Genomic DNA, 16051 nt, shown 5'->3' with positions numbered 1-16051 from the left:
TACTGGATTATTTTTTAAATCGTAGTATAATTATTGATTATTTTGATTTTTCCAATAAAAAAACATCGAAGGTGACACAATGTTCTATATAAAACAACTACTACATTTCACTTACGAACAAGCATTATCTTGCTTATTCCCAGTCATTATTTTCTTAACACTAGCCCTTTCAAAAATTGTTTCAATCCCAGAGTTATACCGCTATGATTTCATACTCATCGTATGCCTTCTTATGCAGTGGATTATGTACAAGACGGGTCTTGAAACAAAAGACGAACTAAAAGTAATTACCATCTTCCACCTCATCGGCCTTTTACTAGAAATATATAAAGTACATTTCGGTTCATGGAGTTATCCCGAAGAGGCATATTCGAAGGTTTTTGGAGTTCCGCTTTACAGCGGTTTTATGTATGCGAGTGTCGCGAGTTACATATGTCAAGCGTGGAGAAGGTTGCATTTAAAAATGCATCATTGGCCGAAAGCTATTTTTGCCGTGCCGTTAGGAGCTATGATTTACTTCAATTTTTTCACACACCACTTTACATACGATTTTAGATGGATATTAACTTTACTACTATTCATTGTTTTCTCTCGCACATTTGTACAATTTTCATTACAAGGCGTTACATATAAAATGCCACTCGTTCTCTCCTTTTTCCTTATCGGATTTTTCATTTGGATTGCAGAGAACATCGCAACATTTTTCGGAGCATGGCAATATCCAAATCAACGGGAAGCATGGAGTCTCGTTCACTTAAGCAAAATTAGTTCATGGTTTTTACTCGTTGTTATTAGCATTATGATTGTCACGCAGCTCAAACATTTGAAGGAATCAAAAAGATAATGCTGATTATGTAAAAACAGTTAGCCCATCACTCATTAGAGAGTGATGAGCTAACTGTTTTTAGTAATATTTTTTAAACCGTCCTTATCAAGGGAGTTATAATTTACAAGATTATAAGCAATTACACATTATGAACTGCTACTAGCAGAAGATGTTGCTACAGATGAAGCGGCAATCGTTGCCATCATGGCTGCCTGTTGTGCTTGTATGAGGACTTCTATCATTGTTTGTAAACCTGTGTTAGTAGCTTTACTTTCCTCACCTTTCTGACTTACGAACAGTTGAATAGCAATAAGAATAGTTGTATCTGTATGCCAACGGAACAATTTATCCCCCTGCAATTTTTCAATAAATGCTCGAATAGAATGAATCTCTTTTTCTCCGTCCTCGAGTAACGCTAGTAGCCCGATAGCTGGGTAATGCATCTGTTTTACTTTTACCTTTTCTTGCTTTAACAAATTCCATATATTTGTACATTTTGCAACTAATAGTTCTTCCCTGACATCCTTCTTTAGTGAAAGAATATGACTCAAAAATTGAAGATCATTCCCTTTACGCAAACCAGCTGTCGCTAGTTTCTGGTAAAGACGTTCCACTCGGTCCATAAGTGTTTCTACATGCTCTGATTGTCCTGCTAATAAAACTGCGAGCGGATAATCATTTGTACTTGTAAGAAAGAGGTGATCCTTTTTCATGCGTTTATATACTTGCATCGAACGCTGAATGTGCGCGCCATGCTGTTCATTTTCTTCTGTTAAAAGCACAGCTGCTGCGAGATAAGTAAATATACTCCGGCTAAAGCCACCAGTGACCAATTGTTCATATAAATCTAAAAACTTCCGAAAAACTTCCTTGTAATCTGTAAAGTGAATATCTAATGTTGCGGCCACTACAAAACGATGATAAGACTTTAAGTATGAAAACATCCCTACCTGATTCTTAATATAACTACTAATTTCTAAAAAACGTCCGAGATCAAACAATTTATCACTACCTGCATACATAGCAGCAATCATCATTCCTGTTCGAGAATCACTCGTTTTCCATTTTAGTTCTCCCTTTAACTGTACATATGTATGTTTATATTGCTCCAACTTTTGCTCTAATGTAATCATAGTATTCACCCCTATTTCTAGTTCTTCTCTATTATTATACGTATATTCCATATTTAGGAATACTATAATTAATAATCACACCATAAAAATTATAAAATTCTCTTATCCTTCTTCATCAGCACCACGATGATAATCCCTAATCCTTCAAGAAGTTATACAAAAAAGGTAGATAATAATTTATCTACCTTTTTTGTATATATTATTTAACATTACAACTGTATTGCTTGTTTTATATGCAATTAAGACTAAAGAGCTTTAATAATACGTTCCATCGCTTTCATTTGCCCAATATGATCAGCTTCATGATAAAGCATCATACCGTAAAGCTCCCCTACTGTTTCCAATCCTAGGAATGGCTCTGGTAGTTTATTTTCAAATGCTTCTGCTGGAATTTCGTTAATACGTTTTGCTTGTTCTTTTAATTGAGCCGTTAACACTTCTAACGATGGTCCTTCTGTTTTCCATTTAGATGGTCGTGATCCATACCCAAACATACCTGGATATTCAGTTGGTAATTGTTTGAATTCTTTTCCAAACATGAAAACTTCTGCTGCTGTTAACACGTGACCGATATGCCAACGAATTGTATTGTTAAAACCCTCTGGCTGCGTATCCGCAGTTTTATCATCTAACGTTTCCATAAATTTAAGTAACGCCCCGCGCGTTATTTCAAATTGTTTTAAACCCACTAGTCTGTTCATTTTATCGTTCCCCTTCTTGATGTACAATTTATTATGAACTAATAATGTTCAACTTATTAAAGTTTCACCTTGTTTAATCTATCAGAAACAAATAAGAAATACATCTAATATGCTTATTAAAAATAATAAAAAGGTTCACTCCTCGTAAATATAGAATTACTTACTATGTAAATAAAAGAGGAGTGTACTTGCATGTTACATATTTTAAAACAGCAATATAATCTTATTAGCTCTACAAGAGAAACTCTATTCACATTTTTAGAAGAAATCCCATTAGAAAAATTACATAGCACTGTTCCGAATTTCGGGAGCGGTAGCATTATAAAGACACATATTCATGTAGCCGATTGCTATCGATACTGGCTTGGGTCATTCGCATTCAAGCAAAAAAGAGCAGATTTTTCATTTGCTAGCGATTACGAAATTGAGCATGCAGATGTCGCGAAAGTCCGTGCTAGATTTAAATTAGTAGATGAGACTGTACAAAGTTTTTTAAATGAATACAATGATCGTTGGCTTGAAAACATAGCAAATGAAGTGAAATGGCAAAGAGAACCTTGGAGCACAACTCCGCTATGGCTTTTAACTCATACAGAGACTCATGAGTTTCATCATAAAGGACAAATTGTATCAATGGCTCGTCACCTTGGATACAATCCTCCTGATACAGACCTTAGTTAATTCAATGGTCCATGATTACAGAAAAAATTAGAATGAATACAAAACGAGCATGTTTTGAAATCCAATCAAAACATGCTCTTAAAATATTCTATCTTACAATCTCCATATCCTCATCAATACCAAATAGTCTCCGCATAATTATAAGCATCACTATTTGGTATTGCATGTTTCCCCTGTGCTTGCGCCTTTCTTGGATCTAAGTCATATACCATTGGCGTATAGCATGATGTTTGCCCTTTATTTACAACACCATTTCCTCCAGCGCTTCCACAAGTGTATGCCTTTCCATCTGTTTTTCTAACAATCCTTGCATCAGCTTCGTTATTATAAACTGCCAGGCGAGTTACAGTAACTTTTGCCCACGCTGTCTTACACGTCGTGCTAAATTTTAATTCCACATAAGAATTTGAATCAATCCACTTCTTTTCTTTCGTTACTGCGGATTGATCACAGCTGTTATAATAAGGACTTTTCCCATCATATGAATGGTCTTCTGCGTATGCTTTATCGCTATTAGTCGTGCTAAACATACTAGTTACAACGAGTAAAGATAGCAATAAACATGCACTCGTCTTTTTTAAAAGTTTCATATCATTTCACTCCTTTATTAATAACGTGCTGTTTTCCCGTAACCATTATTAATCGTCACCGCTTCGGCATCAGCTGTATAACCAAAATCAGCAGTTAAATCAAACACCATTCCTGTATACGTACTCGTTTGTCCTGTTTTAATTGCCCCATTGCCACTATTAGAGTCTACTGATTTTTGGAATACACCATTTTTATATTTATTAATAACAGCGTAAGCATATACCCCTCCAGAAACAGAAGGAGCTGGTTGATCTAAAACAAGCTTAGACCACGCTGCATGACATTTATTACTGTAACGTAAATACACTGTCCCTACTTTTTTACTACCTTCATAAACTGCTGTAGACTTTGCATTAAATCCATCTGCATCACACGTTGTACTTCCCCCGTATACTTTCGTTGTTGCTGGATTTTTCCCGTCATAATAACTACTTAAATCAGTAGCTGCAAATGTACTTCCTTGAAAACTAAATAATACACCTATACTTGCCGCACTTAACACGCATACTTTCATTAACTTTTTAAACATTTTAAATTCCTCCTCACAATAAGTACGTATACTAAAGACAAGCTATACTGCTATGTAAGTCCTCCTTTCACGCTTCCTAGAGGCATCTTACAGAAACGAATAAACGTTGTAAATTCCCTTATGATTATTGGAATATACGAAGAATTTTACTTATCCTTGTAAGAAAAAAAGTTGAGAAATACACATTTTATAGCATTCTATATTTAAAACATAAAAGAACCAATACTTGTTATATTCAAGCATCGGTTCTTTATACAAAATTGCCATTTTTTCTTTTATATAAAATAAATATTTCTCCACTTAATCCGTTACAAAAAACTCCCTCGTTACATCAATAAATTGTCGCAGTGGCACTGTCATCCATTTGTCTTTATGCCAAGCGATTTGCGTATAAATCGGAGAGATTGTATTTTCTAAATGTAACTCTTTTATCGTCCCCTCTCGTATATCTTTTTCTACTACTATTGCTGGTAAAACGGCTATGCCTAAATCTGCAATAACACATTGTTTAATTGCTTCAACACTAACAAACTCAATTTTATTTGCTGGATATACATCTTCCCAGCGAAATAGCTCTTCAAATAAAGTCCGATACGAGCAGCCTAATTCTGTTAGTAAAAGTGTTTCACTCTCTAAATCTTTTATAGAAACTGAAGGTTGTTCAAGTAAACGATGCGTAGGAGCAGCTACTACTTTTAATTCTTCTTTCATAAGTGGTTCCACATGTAAAACATCTTCTGTTTTACATTCGTCCAAAATAAATGCAAGATCTACTTTCCCCTCCATCAATTGTTCCTTCGCATCTTTATTGGAATGTGCTGGTTTAAATATAAGTTTTATTTTTGGGAATTTTATTTTAAACCGCTTTAATATAGAAGGCAGTCTGTATGTACATTGACTTTCTTGTGCACCAATTATTAACGTACCTGCTATTTCTTCATCATCTTTCACAGCCATTTTCGCTTCGTTACTGAGTGCAATCATCTTGTCGGCATATAGTTGAAACTTCCTACCTGCTTCAGTTAAGAAAAGACGTTTTCCTAATCTTTCAAATAACGGTGTACCGAGCTCAGCTTCTAACGTTTTAATTTGCGCTGTCACGCTCGATTGAGCAAAGTTTAATTTCTTCGCAGTTTGTGTAAAGTTCAAAGTATGTGCCGCTACTTTAAATGTAATTAACTGTTTTATTTCCATTTATCATCCCTCTTTTCAATCGATATTTCCGATTGATTCCATCGAAATAATCCTCTTTGTCTATTGATATTTGTATTGTATGATAAAGAACATCTATAAACAATATAAATGGAGGTATTCCATATGAAAGCACTTTGTTTCGAAACATTCGGAGACGCTAATGTTCTACACTATAAAGAAATACACGATCCAATCATAAGTCCAAATGAAATTCTTGTCCGCACGATAGCAATCGGATTAAACTTCGCTGATATTTATAGACGCCGCGGCGATTATCATCTTGCTGGCAATCCGCCTTATGTATTAGGTTATGAAGGAGCTGGAATTGTTGAAAAAGTAGGAGCTGACGTTACTACTATCAACCTAGGAGACCGTATTGCATTTGCGGACGTCCCATTTGCAAATGCAGAACTAGTTGCCGTTCCATCTGAAAAAGTAATCCCACTACCAGATTCTATTTCTTTTGAAACAGCCGCTTCTGTCTTATTACAAGGATTAACTGCACATTATTTAACGCACGATAGCTATCAACTAAAACAAGGTGATATAGCTTTAGTACACGCTGCAGCTGGTGGCGTCGGTCAACTTCTTATTCAAATGATTAAACTACAGGGCGGAACAGTAATTGGTCTTACATCATCAAAAGAAAAAGCAAAGATAGCTACATTAGCTGGTGCCAATCACGTATTTTTATATAACGAAGAATGGCATACGAAAGTACTTGAAATGACTAATGGAACTGGAGTAAATCTTGTATATGAATCAGTAGGTTCTACATTAGAGGAAAGTTTTAACGCTACTAAAATTGGCGGTACTGTCGTATTTTACGGAATGGCTGGTGGTAATCCTGCTCCAGTTGATCCACGTATGCTTATGGATACTTCAAAAACTTTAACTGGCGGAGACCTTTGGAACGTTCTTACCACTTATGAAGAACGTAAAAAACGATCTACTCAATTATTCGATTGGATCGCAACTGGAAAATTAAACATTTCAAATCCTACTACATTCTCTTTACAAGACGGTGCTCTTGCTCATGAATTATTAGAGAGCCGTAAAAGCACAGGGAAGATTTTATTAATCCCATAATTCACAAAATGAAAAGGAAGCTAGATTTCTCTACCTTCCTTTTCTTATTTCTATTTGAGATTTAATTATATTTCCACACTTTCTTTCCCTTTTGCAACATAACTCATATCTCCAACCGACTCGACTGTATATGTTCCATCTTGATATACAATCTTCGTCACACTAGCATTTTCCACCCCAAGTTTTGTTTTGCTACTGTCTAACATTTCTATTAAGGTAGTAATCAAAAGCCCATGAACGACAACTAAAACGTTACCGCCACCATTTCCAGCAGCTTCTTCACTAATTTTATCTATCTCAGCTTTTATACGAGTAGAAAATAATTCCCAATCTTCCGCCTGTTTTGTAGGATCTGCTACTCTAATAAGATTAATCACTTCTTGAATAGAAAACTTCATAAGTTCTTCTGGTGATGCAACGCCTGCAGCTTTTCCAACCACATCCCACATATTCTCAAGTTTTTCACCTTCAAAAATACCGAAATTTAATTCTCGCAAATCTTTTCTTTGCTCAAGTTTTAATTTTGATTGCTCACTATATTTTAATACTAAATTAGCAGTTTCAATCGCTCGGCCGCTATCACTACTATACGCATTCATAAAATGAATATCTTTTAATCCTGTTCCTAAATTTGTGGCAACTTCAACACCTTTTTCTACTAATGGAGAATCAGCCCAACCTTGCGCGCGATGATTCGTATTTAATATTGTTTTACCGTGTCTTGTAACATATAACGTAACTGCATTCTCATTGCTATCTGTTTCTCGCTTATTCATTTCATTCTCTCCCTTTACGTTTCTATATCAATTTTACCACCTCAATTATTCATTGAGCAAAATATACGTCAGTAGATCCGCTTAATAAAAAAAGCTATCTTTCTGTATATCCATACAAAAAGATAGCATCTTTTATGATTACATTTCTTAACCGTTACTCCTACTCAGCAAAAGCACTCGAATATTGTACAATTCCTTCTACACCTCGAAGAGAATTTTCTGTTAATTCCATTATCATAAATACCTCTTCAGGCACTTCAAACGGTGCTTTTATATTCCACTCACTTGCTTTCTTAAAACCAAATTTCGGGTAGTACTCTGGATGTCCCAATACTACAACTGATCCGTATCCACGTTCTTTCGCTTTTTCTAATGCAGCTACAATCAGGTTTCCACCAATTCCTTTTTTCTGATGACCCCTAGCAACTGAAACTGGTGCAAGTGCTAACGATTCTACAGAAGTTCCATCTTGTTCTATTGTAATTTTCGATAACATAATGTGACCAACTATATCTTCATCTACCGCAACAATTGATAACTCTGGAACAAACGCGTCACATTCTCTAATACGTTTTACAAGTTCATGTTCTGTTTTATCACTAAATTCTTCCTTTAAAAATGCTTCTTTTATGACTTCTTCTGTTTTTCTATAATCATTTTTTTGTTCTTGTCTAATCGTTACCATTTTAACTTATCCTCTATTCTTTCTTATTTCTTTTTGAATTTTACGCAGTGCTTTTTTCGATCCGCGCTCAATATCGTGTTGCATTTTTCTTTCTTTATAATCAACAAATAGTGTATTTAAATCGTATCCTTCTGGATATAACTCCTTCGCTGCTACTTCTAAAGTAATACGTTTTACATTTACTTCAACGAATTCACCGTTATAATATACAACAACGTTATAAAAATTATCTTTTTCCTTATAGATGATACCAAAATCATCATGATCCAATAAATTCACACGATCGCCGATTTTGTACTCATAATGAGATTCTCTTTTTTCTTGTACAAATTTCGGTTTTCTAATTTTACTTTCATTCACTTTTTCTAAAGCGTACTCTTTATTTCCCATATACTCTTTCGCTCTTTTCAGTACATGTTCTTTTACGCTCATTTTATTCGCAATCCAAAGTGCATTACTTTCTCCTGATTTTCCGATAACTAATTTATAAAGCGGCTCTAGCGTTTCACTATTAAACTGCATCGCTGCATTCATAAAGTCATCATGCATTTCTGAGAATCGTTTAATTTCTCCGTAATGCGTACTCGCAACGGTAATACATCCCGCAAAGTACAACTCTTCTAAAATAGAAATTGCAAGTGCTGCACCTTCATTTGGTTCTGTACCGCTCCCTATTTCATCAAATAAAAGTAACGTATTATTATTTGACATCCTCATAATCTCAGACAGATTTTTCATATGAGACGAAAATGTACTTAGTGCATTTTCAATACTTTGATTATCACCAATATCTACGAATACATTTTCGAAAATAGCGATTTCTGTACCTTTATCTCCTGCAATATGAAGACCTGACATTGTAGCTAATGTTAACAATCCAATCGTTTTTAACACAATTGTCTTTCCGCCCGCATTCGGCCCTGTAATAATTAAACTACGATACTCTTGACCAATTTTAAAATGTAACGGTACAACTTGCCCTGTTAAAAGCGGATGCTTACAATTCACTAAATGAATGTAGCCATGATCGTTTAACTTCGGTTCTATTCCATCAATCGATTTACTAAACTTCGCTTTCGCAAATACCATATCATACTGACTAATTAGCTCCATGTTAATCTTTATATTATAAATGTTTTCTAACACCATTCCTGATAAAGTCGCTAAAATCTGATACTCTTCAACCGCTTCTTCTGCTTTCAAACCTGCTAATTCTGCATTCAATTTCGTAACCGTATGCGGTTCTATAAATACAGTAGAACCTTTTGCCGAGGCTTCAATAATACTTCCAGCAACTTGATTTTTATAGGAAGATTTAATTGGAATCGTATAACGGTCATCCTTTTTACTAATAAAGAATTCCTGAATGAATTTCTTATTTGCACTACTATTTAAAAACTTCGTTAAACGTTCTTTTATTTTCCCATCTACAGAATCGATATTATTTCGAATTCGTTTTAACTCTTTACTTGCAGCTACATCAATACTATTTCCTTTAATTGAAAAGTTAATTTCCTCTTCAATACTTTTATATTCAGTCATTGAATTTGCATAAGAAGCTAATACTGGTGCAAAAAATTCTTTATCTAACATAAACTTTTTAATCTTTCTACACCCACGTAAAAAGTCTGAAACACTTACTAATTCTTCTGGATCTAAAATCATCCCTTTTTCTAATTTTTGAATTGTACTAGCAATATTAGAAATGCCGAAGAAAGGAACATGCCCTTCTGCATCTAATATAGCTCGTGCTTCTGTCGTTTCATTCAAGCGATTTCTCACTACTTTTATACTCGTACTCGGCTCTAATTTGTTTACTAATTCCTTACCTAATCCACTTACACAATAAGATTTCACTATATCCTTTAATTCGTTATATTGTAACTTTTCAAAAGTCATCGTATTCATTTTGTTTCTCCTCACTATGATTGATTTTTATCATAAATGAAGATACCTACTCATTAGATTCCAATGAGCTCTACATTATTTAATTACCATTTTTATACATTAAAAATATATACAAAAAAGCTGCGGGGATACCGCAGCTTTTACATTTACAAGGCATGTGTAATAACGTATGAGGAAATAAGCCATAAAAATAGATGGCAGTCCCTTATTACACGCTTTATAAAGTATTGTAGGTATCTTCATAGGTTTTGAAATAAACGCATGACAAAATTAGGGGTATGATGTACATAAAAATCCCCTGGTCTTATCCGATTTATTTCATTAAATTTTTCCTATTTAATACCTACCGCACTCACAAAAAGCACCTCTCATTAATTTATATTATAGTCATTGAAATCTAATTTATTGAAATCATCATACTATATGTTACGTGAGAAGTAAAGGTGTCATACTTTAGTAGTACGTAACTATAGATTTCAATATTGCTTAAATTAGGTCTATATTCACTGAAGAGAAATTATAAGAAGCGCCTCCGCTATTGCGAATGTCATTTACTTCCCCTAATACATTTAATAATTATGACAAGCAATGATAGGAGGTTTACTATATGAGTGAAGAATATAATATTTTACATGGACCTGCTCTGGAACCAAATTTAATCGGTCCCACACTACCATCAATTCCACCATTTACATTCCCCACCGGACCTACTGGAATCACAGGACCTACCGGCGCGACAGGTTTTACCGGAATTGGAATAACTGGTCCTACCGGGGTTACAGGTCCTACCGGAATCGGAATAACTGGTCCTACCGGGGTTACAGGTCCTACCGGAATCGGAATAACTGGTCCTACTGGGGTTACAGGTTCTACCGGAATCGGAATAACTGGTCCTACTGGCGCAACCGGTTTAGGGATTCTTCCCATATTTGGAGCAATAACTTCTGAAGTAGGAATCGGTTTTTCAGCAGTAGTTAATACAAATATTAATTTTACCATTCCAGGACCTGCTAGTGGAACTACCCTAAATCCATTAAATAATTCTATTACAATTGATACCACTGGCGTGTACTCTGTATCCTTTTCAATTGTATTTGTAATACAAACTATATCGTCTAGTATATTAAATCTTACAATAAACGATTCCATTCAATTCGCAATTGAAACGCGAGTTGGTGGTGCTTCTGGGGTGAGAGCTACATCCGCCAGAACTGATTTACTACCTTTAAATCAAGGGGACGTTCTTCGAGTACGAATAAGAGAAGCCACGGGTGACATTATATATTCCAATGCCTCTCTTGTTGTTATAAAGGTCGACTAACTCTTTTATTACAATAAAGATTCAGGAAAAATAAAGTGAAACTTTAATAAGCCCTCACCAATCGGACTGACCACAAATAGCGGGATAAATATGCACAATATAAAAAGAAGAGGTAGACTTATGTTTCAGTCTACCTCTTCTTTTTCATCACCAAATTACTGCTGAACATATATGGAAACTGATCCTCCACTTACTTGGAATTGTCCCCAACCATCCTTATTAATTGTTACAGTATTTGTTTGATTACCCGTAATATCGTACCATACTTCCCCTGCGTTATTCTTCCCAACATCCATCCACTTTGACCCTCCTGGTCCATCAGAGATTAATGTTGCTAAACCAGAATTAGCATGTACACTATCACCTTCTCTTGTCCAGCCAATTACATCTGGATGATCAAAATAATCCCGCTGCGTACCATATGCAAAGTTTTTTCGTGCCGTCAAAATCGGATCAATTTTGTCCTTTAACGCTGGAATTTCATAGTTACTATTTCCTTTTGTACCATAGTAATCACCATAGAAAACAGAAGGATATCCCTCTGCACGCGTTAAAATAAATGCATATGCCAACGGTTTGAACCAAGGGCTCACTACAGATTCCAATGACTGACCAGGCTGTGAATCATGATTTTCAACTAGAGTAACCGCAAGTGTAGGATGATTCGCAACTACCGTTCCTTTTAAAATATTTCTCATATCATAATTCCCATTTCCTGTTGAAGCATAGTGAAAATTATAATGAAGTGGTGCATCGAACACAGATTGATTATAATTGACCTTCGCTAAATAATTATTTAAAGTCTGGATATCATTTTGCCAATATTCAGCTACTGTAAACATTTCTTTCCCCGTTTGCTGTCTAACATGATTTACCCAATCGCGCAAATATTCATGATCAATATGTTTAACAGCATCTAAACGAAAGCCATCTAAATTTAATTCCTTCGCATACCACGTTCCCCATTTTTTCATTTCATTCGCAACATCTGGATGATCAAAATCAAGATCCGCGTACATCAAATAATCATAATTCCCATTCTCGCTAGACACTTCCCAGTCCCACGCTTTACCTATGCCCCTAAATTTATAAATTCGGTTTAATTTCTTTCCTTCATCCCAATCTGTTCCGTCAAAATGATACCATTTCCATTTGAAATTAGAATAAGAATCTCCACGCCCTGGAAAGTTAAACCCTGTCCACGCACTAATTTCATAATCACCTGATACTTCAACATTTCGATTGCTCGGGTCTACTTCAACTGCTGTGACAGTTTCCGTATAATCAGCCCCACCTTTATGATTCATAACTACATCACCGTATACATCGATGTTTTTCTTATGTAAAGCGTCAATTGCAGACTTCAATTGTGCTTTCGTCCCATATTTCGTCCGCACTGTTCCCTTTTGATTGAATTCCCCCAAATCATATAAATCATATGCTCCATATCCTACGTCATTTTGCGTAGTTCCTTTATATGCAGGTGGTATCCAAACAGATGTAATTCCCTTTTGCGCTAAATTTTCAGCATCAGTACGCAAACGATTCCAATGATTCCCATCATTCGGAGCATACCACTCAAAATACTGCATTAACGTTCCATTGTTAACTGTATCTGCATATGCTTTACTCCCCTCATATATACTAGGTAAAAACAAAACAACTGACAATCCGACTATTGTTATTCTTTTAAACATCTGTACACCATCCCCTTCTAAGAAAGCGTTTGCATAGTTTATCAGAATTATTATAATATTCGTCCCACCGTTAGTAAAGTAGCAATCTCTCACTCTCCCACATTATTTTTAATCTCACTTCAAATATTCAACGTAGTTTTAATTTCACATCCTATTCAAGATTGTTTACAATTTACCTATAAAAACATAACGGAGGGATTTCTATGACAGACTTTCAAAAACAATTTTTCGCACGATTACATATAGAAGAAAAAGACACAGTTTCATTTGAAGATTTATCTAACATTATGTACGCAATGGCACAAACTGTTCCTTTTGAAAACTTAAATATTCTCGAAAAGAATTTTAAAGAAATATCAAAAGAAAATTTGAAAGAGAAAATTTTAGTAAATAACCGTGGCGGTCTTTGTTATGAACTCAATCCTACTATGTATTACTTCCTGAAAGATTTTGGATTCGATGTTCATCTCGTTTCAGGAACAGTTTATAACGCTGCAAACTCCATATGGGCTGTTGATTCTGGCCATATCGCAACCGTTTTAACACATCATAATGAACTTTATTTAATTGAAGTAGGATTCGGATTATACTTACCTCTTACCCCTGTCCCTTTCTCAGGTGAAGTCATTCACTCTGTTACAGGAGATTATCGTATTCGTAAAGAAATGACCGAAAAGGGAAACTACATTTTAGAGATGCGGAAAAACAATGAGTTCTCGGATCAATCTTCTGCTGATGATTGGACGTTAGGCTATGCATTTTATATAGAAGAAGTGGATGAAGAAAAAGCAAATACAGCACAAAAAATTATCGTTGAACATGAAGGGTCACCCTTTAATAAACTACCTCTTATTGTAAAACTAACTGAAGATGGGCATGCCTCTTTAACGAAAGATAGCCTTACAGTAGCGAAAAATGGTAAAAAAACGAAAGAAACCGTTACAGACATGCAATTTACAAACCTTTTACATTCAAAATTTGGAATTACACTATAAGTATGTAAGCCTTGTTATTTTAGCAAGGCTTTTCAATTTTCAGCAGGGATTTTTTGCAATTTGTTGTATTTCATAGTTATATAGAAATATAACTACATGTTTAGAAAGGAAATGATTATGACAGAACTTAAAGATCGATTACAAGTAGCTGATATAGAAAAATGGGATTTAACAGACATTTACCATACAATTGAAGATTGGGAAAGTGATTTTCATAAAATTGAAGTATTAACGAAGGAATTACACGAGTTTAATGGCAATATTCACGATGGCAATAGTTTATTAGCTTATTTAACGAAGAGTGAAGAAATTTCTAGCATAATATCTTTAATGTTCGCTTATGCACGATTACAATCTGACCTTGATACACGCGATACTGACGCGCAGTCTCTTGTCGATAAAGTATCACAATTACACGTAAAAGTAAGTGCAGCTAAATCTTTCTTTTCCCCCTTCTTACTTAGCATAGACGAAAGCACATTACATTCTTACATAGAAGAAACAGAAGGCTTACAATATTATAAAGAAGACTTATTTGAATTATATCGTTATAAAAAACACGTATTGAATAAGGACCAAGAAGCAATTTTATCACAGATGGGTGAAGCTCTTTCTTCTCCACAGCACACATTTGGTATGTTAAACAATGCAGATATATTATTTGGTGAAGTGACGACTGACGATGGAGAAAAAGTGAACTTAACACGCGGAATGTATGCAAAGTTAATAGAAGATACGAATCGTGAAAAGCGTAAAGAAGCTTATAAAGCATATTACAAACCATATGTTCAGTTAAAGAATTCCATCGCATCTACTTTATCCGCTGCTATTAAAAATAATGTTACCGTTTCGAAGCTAAGAAACTATCCATCAGCGCTAGAGAAATCATTATTTGGCGATATGGTTCCGAAAGAAGTATATGAAAACCTTATTGATACAACGAAAAAAAACATTCAAACATTACATACATACAATGAAATTCGAAAAGAAAAATTAAACGTAGATGAACTAAGACAATACGACTTAGGCGTCGATTTAGTAGAAGGTGCAAAACAAGACATCCCATATAGTGAAGCATTTGACATTATGATTGCATCACTAGCTCCTTTAGGAGAAGAATATATTGAGACATTAAAAAGTTTTAAAGATAAACGATATATAGACGTAAGAGAAACACCAGGAAAACGTTCTGGTGCTTATAACTTTGGTGTATATGGTGTTCATCCTTTCATTCTTTTAAATCATCACGATGATTTAAATAGCCTGTTCACTCTTACTCATGAATGCGGGCACGGTATGCATACGCACTATTCACATGGATACCAACCAAGAATTTCTGCACATTATTCTATCTTTGTGGCAGAAGTCGCTTCTACAGTAAATGAAGTGTTATTAATTCACTATTTATTAAAAGAAGCAAAAGAAACGAACGTGCGTAACCATTTAGTTGACCATTTTATTGAAAAATTCAAAGGTACTTTCTTTACACAAATTATGTTTGCAGAATTTGAAAAAATCACACATGAAATGGCGGAACAAGGTAAACCATTAAATGCACAAGTCTTCAGTGAAATTTATGAAAAACTATTTAAAGAATATAACGGTGATTCACTTGTATTTGATGAAGAAGTAAAATACGGATGGGCTAGAATCCCTCATTTCTACCGCCCGTTTTACGTATACAAATATGCAACTGGATTCGCATCTGCCATTCAAATCGCTGATAAACTATTAAGCGGTGATCCGAATGCTCAGAAAAATTATATTGAATTCCTGAAAGGTGGAAGTTCTGATTATCCACTAAACCTATTGAAAAAAGCTGGTGTTGATTTAACTACGCCAGAACCGATTGAAAGTGCATTGAAACAATTCACTCAACTTGTTGAGGAGTTTTCAGCATTATAAAAAGCATGCAGAGTATATGC

The 16051-nt window shown here is 34.8% G+C and carries 15 protein-coding genes; 6 read left to right on the top strand and 9 right to left on the bottom strand.

What is annotated here, in order from left to right:
- Positions 1 to 79 precede the first annotated feature (79 nt).
- Positions 80 to 844 carry a DUF817 domain-containing protein gene (locus tag H6481_RS21475; RefSeq protein ID WP_078401451.1) on the top strand — a complete coding sequence of 255 codons (765 nt, stop codon included), beginning with the start codon at positions 80 to 82 and terminating at the stop codon, positions 842 to 844.
- A gap of 128 nt (positions 845 to 972) precedes the next feature.
- Here H6481_RS21475 and H6481_RS21470 read toward each other — a convergent pair whose 3' ends face one another.
- Together H6481_RS21470 and H6481_RS21465 are read right to left on the bottom strand one after the other, a co-directional pair.
- Positions 973 to 2010, bottom strand: coding sequence for a DUF4003 domain-containing protein (locus H6481_RS21470; protein WP_182813173.1), 1038 nt, complete (start codon positions 2008 to 2010; stop codon positions 973 to 975).
- A gap of 194 nt (positions 2011 to 2204) precedes the next feature.
- Positions 2205 to 2660 (bottom strand): DinB family protein, encoded by a 456-nt coding sequence (locus H6481_RS21465; protein ID WP_001081119.1) that lies wholly within the window; start codon positions 2658 to 2660, stop codon positions 2205 to 2207.
- Between the two features lie 192 nt (positions 2661 to 2852).
- Here H6481_RS21465 and H6481_RS21460 point away from each other — a divergent pair, with 192 nt between their 5' ends.
- The gene (locus H6481_RS21460; protein WP_000902416.1) at positions 2853 to 3341 is read left to right on the top strand and encodes a DinB family protein; all 489 of its coding nucleotides are present in this window, start codon (positions 2853 to 2855) and stop codon (positions 3339 to 3341) included.
- Between the two features lie 113 nt (positions 3342 to 3454).
- Here the strand turns inward: H6481_RS21460 and H6481_RS21455 are convergent, their stop codons facing one another.
- From H6481_RS21455 to H6481_RS21445, 3 genes are all read right to left on the bottom strand, one after another.
- A complete protein-coding gene (locus H6481_RS21455; protein ID WP_000771162.1) occupies positions 3455 to 3931 on the bottom strand; it encodes a DUF2690 domain-containing protein in 477 nt (158 codons plus the stop codon).
- Between the two features lie 17 nt (positions 3932 to 3948).
- On the bottom strand, positions 3949 to 4461 hold the full coding sequence (locus H6481_RS21450) for a DUF2690 domain-containing protein (RefSeq protein WP_000473735.1): 513 nt from the start codon (positions 4459 to 4461) through the stop codon (positions 3949 to 3951).
- Between the two features lie 300 nt (positions 4462 to 4761).
- On the bottom strand, positions 4762 to 5655 hold the full coding sequence (locus tag H6481_RS21445; protein WP_000403896.1) for a LysR family transcriptional regulator: 894 nt from the start codon (positions 5653 to 5655) through the stop codon (positions 4762 to 4764).
- A 123-nt stretch (positions 5656 to 5778) separates the two neighbouring features.
- Between H6481_RS21445 and H6481_RS21440 the strand changes: the two genes are divergently transcribed.
- Positions 5779 to 6744 (top strand): quinone oxidoreductase, encoded by a 966-nt coding sequence (locus tag H6481_RS21440; RefSeq protein ID WP_182813171.1) that lies wholly within the window; start codon positions 5779 to 5781, stop codon positions 6742 to 6744.
- A 65-nt stretch (positions 6745 to 6809) separates the two neighbouring features.
- Here H6481_RS21440 and H6481_RS21435 read toward each other — a convergent pair whose 3' ends face one another.
- The 3 genes from H6481_RS21435 to H6481_RS21425 form a co-directional block, all read right to left on the bottom strand.
- Positions 6810 to 7520 carry a histidine phosphatase family protein gene (locus H6481_RS21435; protein WP_001042044.1) on the bottom strand — a complete coding sequence of 237 codons (711 nt, stop codon included), beginning with the start codon at positions 7518 to 7520 and terminating at the stop codon, positions 6810 to 6812.
- A 160-nt stretch (positions 7521 to 7680) separates the two neighbouring features.
- Positions 7681 to 8205 (bottom strand): N-acetyltransferase, encoded by a 525-nt coding sequence (locus H6481_RS21430; protein WP_075718569.1) that lies wholly within the window; start codon positions 8203 to 8205, stop codon positions 7681 to 7683.
- A 6-nt stretch (positions 8206 to 8211) separates the two neighbouring features.
- On the bottom strand, positions 8212 to 10113 hold the full coding sequence (locus H6481_RS21425; protein WP_182813169.1) for an endonuclease MutS2: 1902 nt from the start codon (positions 10111 to 10113) through the stop codon (positions 8212 to 8214).
- A gap of 607 nt (positions 10114 to 10720) precedes the next feature.
- On the opposite strand from H6481_RS21425, the gene H6481_RS21420 reads away from it, so the two are divergent.
- A complete protein-coding gene (locus tag H6481_RS21420; RefSeq protein WP_182813167.1) occupies positions 10721 to 11434 on the top strand; it encodes an exosporium leader peptide-containing protein in 714 nt (237 codons plus the stop codon).
- 155 nt (positions 11435 to 11589) lie between these two features.
- On the opposite strand, the gene amyS is transcribed toward H6481_RS21420, so the two are convergent.
- Positions 11590 to 13131: an alpha-amylase gene (amyS, locus tag H6481_RS21415; protein WP_071731248.1), complete on the bottom strand. Its 1542-nt coding sequence runs from the start codon at positions 13129 to 13131 to the stop codon at positions 11590 to 11592.
- Between the two features lie 203 nt (positions 13132 to 13334).
- On the opposite strand from amyS, the gene H6481_RS21410 reads away from it, so the two are divergent.
- Both H6481_RS21410 and pepF read left to right on the top strand, forming a co-directional pair.
- Complete coding sequence (locus tag H6481_RS21410) at positions 13335 to 14126, top strand: arylamine N-acetyltransferase (protein WP_182813165.1); 792 nt, start codon at positions 13335 to 13337, stop codon at positions 14124 to 14126.
- Positions 14127 to 14243: 117 nt separating this feature from the next.
- The gene (gene pepF / locus H6481_RS21405) at positions 14244 to 16031 is read left to right on the top strand and encodes an oligoendopeptidase F (protein ID WP_182813163.1); all 1788 of its coding nucleotides are present in this window, start codon (positions 14244 to 14246) and stop codon (positions 16029 to 16031) included.
- Positions 16032 to 16051: the final 20 nt, after the last annotated feature.

It is taken from the genome of Bacillus sp. ME78 (genome assembly GCF_903970865.1).
Taxonomy (GTDB): domain Bacteria; phylum Bacillota; class Bacilli; order Bacillales; family Bacillaceae_G; genus Bacillus_A; species Bacillus_A cereus.
This window is presented reverse-complemented; position numbering and strand designations above follow the sequence as displayed.